The organism is Romboutsia sp. 13368 (assembly GCF_018336475.1).
Classification (GTDB): Bacteria; Bacillota; Clostridia; order Peptostreptococcales; family Peptostreptococcaceae; genus Romboutsia.
This window is the reverse complement of the sequence record NZ_CP048741.1, coordinates 1,292,185-1,292,625: the sequence shown is the minus strand read 5'-3', so window position 1 is coordinate 1,292,625 and position 441 is coordinate 1,292,185. Positions and strand designations below refer to the sequence as shown.

The following is a 441-nucleotide window of genomic DNA, read 5'->3' as shown; positions in this document are numbered from 1 at the left end:
ATATCAAATGGAGTAGACACTAAATACTTTGCAAATAGTGATAAAGAAATAYTATTTAGTCAAACATTCTTYTGGAGTGATGAAGAAAATAAAAGAATTAGCAATCTAAAAGATTTTACTCAAACYTTYTTAGATAAATCTTTTGTATCAAARGTTATAGCAAGATATATGATAACTAATGAAACTGATAAACTACTAATGGTTATGAGACCATATCAAATATATGCAGTTGAAAGTTTAGTTACTCGTGCTTTTGAAACTAACAACAATGGATTTATATGGCATACAACAGGTTCTGGTAAGACTTTAACATCTTTTAAAGCTAGTCAAATATTATCAAAAGAGCCTAACATAAAAAAAGTATTTTTTTTAGTWGATAGAAAAGACTTAGATTCWCAAACATTAGCAGAATTTAATAAATTTGARCCAGATAGTGTTGAT

At 26.3% G+C, this 441-nt stretch carries 1 protein-coding gene; it reads left to right on the top strand.

What is annotated here, in order from left to right; translation table 11 throughout:
* The coding region (locus tag G3997_RS05245; protein WP_296644041.1) for a DEAD/DEAH box helicase family protein at positions 1-441 on the top strand (441 nt) is incomplete at both ends.